The sequence below is a fragment of the Candidatus Pelagibacter sp. HIMB1715 genome (assembly GCF_052047595.1).
Taxonomy (GTDB): Bacteria; Pseudomonadota; Alphaproteobacteria; order Pelagibacterales; family Pelagibacteraceae; genus Pelagibacter.
Genome location: NZ_JBNAJY010000036.1, coordinates 1 through 4,584 on the forward strand (window position 1 = coordinate 1; position 4,584 = coordinate 4,584).

Here is a 4,584-nt window from a genome sequence, read left to right on the forward strand (position 1 = left end):
TCAATAATAAAGTTAAAGAATTCTAAATCTGATTTATGTATAAAAAAAAAAACTGCCTACTTATTTCACAACATTTCTATCCTGAGGAATTTATAATTAATGATCTAGTAAAAAAAATGATAAATTATAATTTTTATGTGATTACAAATTATCCATCGTATCCAAATATTATACATTTTAGAAACTTTTATAAGAATTTTTTTAATAGAAAGAAATTTAAAAACTCCAAAATATACAGAGTACTGACATTTCCTAGGTTTATTAATAAATTTTTCGACATATCTATAAATTACTTATTTTTTATAATTTTTGGAATATTAAAATTATTTTTTATATCAAAAAAAAAAATTGACTTCATATTTGTTTTTGCTACTTCACCTTTATACCAAGCTCTAATTGGTGTAATTGCAAAAAAAATTTTCAAAAAAAAACTAATTGTTTGGGTACAGGATTTATGGCCCGAATCACTTTTGTATACTGGTTTTATAAAAAACAAAATTATATTGAAGCTTTTAAAAAAACTAAGTTTTTATATCTACAATTCATCTGATCTTTTGATTGCACAATCAAATGAATTAAAGGAAAAAATTTCAAAACAAACCGGAACCAAAGTTGTTTACTTGCCAAACCCAAGTAGAAGTTTTCTTTCAAAAAAAAAAATTAAAAAAAATATATCTATTGGATATGCAGGTAACTTTGGTAAAGTGCAAAATCTAGATAAAGTAATTTTTTTAGCAAACATTATTAGTCAGAAAAATATTAAAAATATTAAATTTTATTTAATTGGCGATGGATCAGAAAAACAAAAATTATTAAATATTTTAAAGAAAAAAAAAATTAACAATGTTTTCGTTAAGAAAAGAATTTCAATTAACAAAATAACTTCATTCTATAAAAAAATGGATATTTTGTTAATTAATTCAAACTTAAAAGGATCTGAGGCAGTAATAATACCATCTAAACTACAAGCATATTTATCAACATCAAAACCAATTATATCTTTTTGTGAAGGATCGGTAAAAAAAATAATTACTATTTCCAAAGCTGGAATAAATTTATCAGATTTAAAGCCTGATATTGCAGCAAAAAAAATTATTAACTTAACTAAAAATAAAAACAAAATGATAAAACTTGGTACAAATGGAAAAAATTTCTTCAAAAAAAACTATGAATTAAATATAGTTGCTAAAAAGTTTAATAATATAATTAACCAGTGTCTGTAAAAAAAAAAAAATTATTATTATTGGGTGCAGAAGGAATGCTGGGTCATGTATGTCTTTTAAAATTAAGTGATAAATTTTTAATATACGCAACTACTAAACAGAAAAAACACTTTATAAATAAAAAAATTAACATTCCACCAGGAATAAATTTTATAGATAAAATAGATTTAACAAATTTTAATGTGTTGGATGAGATTGTGAATAAAATAAGGCCAAATTTCTTGGTGAATTGTGCTGGTATTATAAATAAAAAAATAAAAAATTATTCAAACATTAATTCAATAATTATTAACAGTTTGCTCCCACATAAATTGTCTAATTTATCTGATGAGTATAAATTTAGATTTATTCATATAAGTACAGATTGTGTTTTTGATGGCAAAAGGGGAAATTATTTTGAATATGATAAAAAAAATGCTAATGATTTTTATGGACAGACTAAATCAATAGGGGAAGAGTTTTCCTCAAAGAATTCAGTAATTATAAGAACATCAATTATTGGCCATGAAATAAAGTCGAAATTAGGCTTATTAGAATGGTTTTTAAAAAGTAAGAAACAAGTTAGTGGATTTGATAATTTTAAATATTCTGGACTTACAACTTTAGAACTTCAAAGATATATATTGTTTTTTTTAAATGAAAAAAGACTTAATGGAATTTATAATATAGGCTCAAAGTCAATTTCTAAATATCAATTATTAAAAATTATTAAGAAAGTTTATGGTAAAAAGATAGATATTTTAAAAAATAGTTCTATAAAAAAAAATATGGTACTTAAGTCGCATAAATTAAAAAAAATAAATATAAAACCTCAAAATTGGCAGCAACAAATAAATGAATTAAGAGAATTTTATGAAAAAAATTATAAATAAATTAAATAAAAAAAAAATTTTAATTACAGGTGGTACTGGATCATTTGGATCAACTTTTGCAAAATTTTTATTAAAAAATTCGTCATGCAAAATTGTCATATTTAGTAGAGATGAAAAAAAACAATTTGATTTGAGTCAAGAGCTAAAAAATAACAGAGTAAAATATTTTATAGGTGATGTGCGTGATTACAAAAGTGTAAACTCTGCTTTATCGCAAAGGGTTGATTATGTTTTTCATGCAGCTGCTCTTAAACAAGTTCCCTCTTGTGAATACTTTCCTTTAGAAGCTATTAAGACAAATATTTTAGGTGCAGAAAATGTTATGGATGCTGCAACATCTAATAATGTAAAAAAAGTGGTGTTATTGAGCACTGATAAATCGGTATATCCAATTAATTCTATGGGTTTAACAAAATCTTTGATGGAAAAAATAATGATTTCTAAAAGCAAAAATAGTTCCAAAACTAGTTTTGTTGCAACTAGATATGGAAATGTTATGGGTACCAGAGGTTCAGTTATTCCTTTATTTATTGATCAAATAAGGAAAGGTAAAAATTTGACAGTTACTAATTCCAATATGACAAGATTTTTGATGTCTATAGAAGAATCTGTGTATTTAGTATTACATGCTTTAGTAAATGTTGAAAATGGTCATATTGTAGTCCAGAAATCACCAGCAGCAAGCGTACATACTTTAACCAAGTCATTAATAAAAATTTTTAATTCAAAATCAAAAATTAAGATAATAGGAACAAGGGGAGGGGAGAAACATCACGAAGTTTTGGTTTCCAAAGAAGAGATGAGTAGAGCAAAATCTTTTAAAAAATTTTATGATATACCTCCAGAGACCAACGAAATAGAAAATGATAAATATTTTTTTAAAGGAAAAAGTGATAAATTAAAAAAAGATGAATATTCCTCAAGTAATACTTTTCAATTAAATGTTGACAAAACAATACTTAAATTGAAAGAGAGTTTACTTGTAAAAAATTTGCTGAAATTATGATCACAAATGTTAATTTTGAAAAACTTTTTTATTAGTTTTTTAACATTTCTTGGAATGTTAAAAAATGCTTTTTATCCAAAAAAAAAAAATAAAATATTTATATTTCACGAAATAGAAAAGAAAAATTACAAAAAATTTTATAAAGTTATCAAATATATACAATCAAAATATGAAATTATAAATCCTGAAAAAAAATTCAATACTGATGGCAAAGTTAGTCAAGCAATTATTACATTTGATGATGGTTTTCTTTCACAGTATGAGTGCACCAAAAAATATTTGGATAAAGAAAATATTAAAGCAATTTTTTTCGTAATTTATGATTTTATGAACATAAATTCTAAAAAAAAACACAGAGAATTTTTATTGAAAAACTTAAAAATAAAACCTCAATATATTAATAATAAAGAGTTTAAAAATATGAATTTTAGAAATTTTCAATCATTGATTAAAAATGGGCATACTATTGGATCTCATACATTGAGTCATCCAAATTTGAAAAAAATATGTAAAGAAAAGTGTAAAATAGAAATTTTAAAAAGTAAGGTTTCAATTTCAAAGAAACTTGGAGTTAAAAAGATAAATAACTTTGCAATTACATTTGGTGGCATTAATTATTTTAATCCATACGTGTTGAAGCTATGTAAAAAATATTATAAGTCGACTCACACCGGAATAAGGGGATCAAACAATAATAGTCATAGAGTGTTTTTTAGAGAAAATTGTGATTTAAACAAAGACTTTAAAGAAATTAAATTCTTGATAGATGGCTATGCAGATTTATATTACGTTTTTGATAGAATTAAATTAAAATTTTACAATTTTATTTCACATAAGTGTTAAAATATACTCCATTTATAAATGTATTTGAACTTGTTTTATCTTTTATAAAAAAGTTTTCCTTAAATAGTTTTTTTGCATCAACTGTATCAAGTTCAGGTACAAAAGATGTAGTTCAATTTATCTCAAGATCATCTTGGTTTATTTTACTAGTTGCCATGATCAAACAGGACAAAACAAAAAAAAAGTTAAATATTTGGTTGCCTAGTTATTACTGTGATGATCCAATTTTTTTATTAAATAAACTAGATGTAGAAATAAACTTTTATGATGTTGATGATAAACTTGAAATTATATCTGACAGTATAAAATTTATTGAAAAAAAAAATATGCCACCAGACATTATTGTAATATGTAATTTTATTGGAAAAACTTTTAGTGACGAAGAACAATTAAACTTTTGTCAATTAAAAAAAAAATATGGATCCTGGTTAATTCAAGATGCAACTCATTGTATTGATATTAATGATGTAGATAGTAAGTTTAGTGATTTTACTTGTTTGTCACCCTACAAATTTTTTTCACTTCCATTTGGTTCCTTGTATTACACAAACTCAAAATTTTTAGAAAAAAATTCAATATCTTTTTTAAAAAATGAAAAATTAACAATAGAATATTTAGAAAAAAAATTAGAAAATATTAA

At 23.0% G+C, this 4,584-nt stretch carries 5 protein-coding genes; all 5 read left to right on the forward strand.

Annotated features, from left to right (window positions below):
- The first annotated feature begins 35 nt into the window (after nt 1–35).
- The gene (locus tag ACTTAY_RS07100; protein WP_440672919.1) at nt 36–1,223 is read left to right on the forward strand and encodes a glycosyltransferase family 4 protein; all 1,188 of its coding nucleotides are present in this window, start codon (nt 36–38) and stop codon (nt 1,221–1,223) included.
- A complete protein-coding gene (locus ACTTAY_RS07105; RefSeq protein ID WP_440672920.1) occupies nt 1,214–2,095 on the forward strand; it encodes a sugar nucleotide-binding protein in 882 nt (293 codons plus the stop codon). Before ACTTAY_RS07100 ends, ACTTAY_RS07105 begins: the two co-directional genes overlap by 10 nt.
- Nucleotides 2,076–3,101 (forward strand): SDR family NAD(P)-dependent oxidoreductase, encoded by a 1,026-nt coding sequence (locus tag ACTTAY_RS07110; RefSeq protein ID WP_440672921.1) that lies wholly within the window; start codon nt 2,076–2,078, stop codon nt 3,099–3,101. The genes ACTTAY_RS07105 and ACTTAY_RS07110 overlap by 20 nt, the downstream gene beginning before the upstream one ends.
- A gap of 15 nt (nt 3,102–3,116) precedes the next feature.
- A complete protein-coding gene (locus ACTTAY_RS07115; protein ID WP_440672922.1) occupies nt 3,117–3,944 on the forward strand; it encodes a polysaccharide deacetylase family protein in 828 nt (275 codons plus the stop codon).
- Nucleotides 3,938–4,584, forward strand: a 647-nt coding sequence (locus tag ACTTAY_RS07120) for a hypothetical protein (RefSeq protein ID WP_440672923.1), incomplete at its 3' end; no start/stop codon positions are given. The genes ACTTAY_RS07115 and ACTTAY_RS07120, both read left to right, overlap by 7 nt.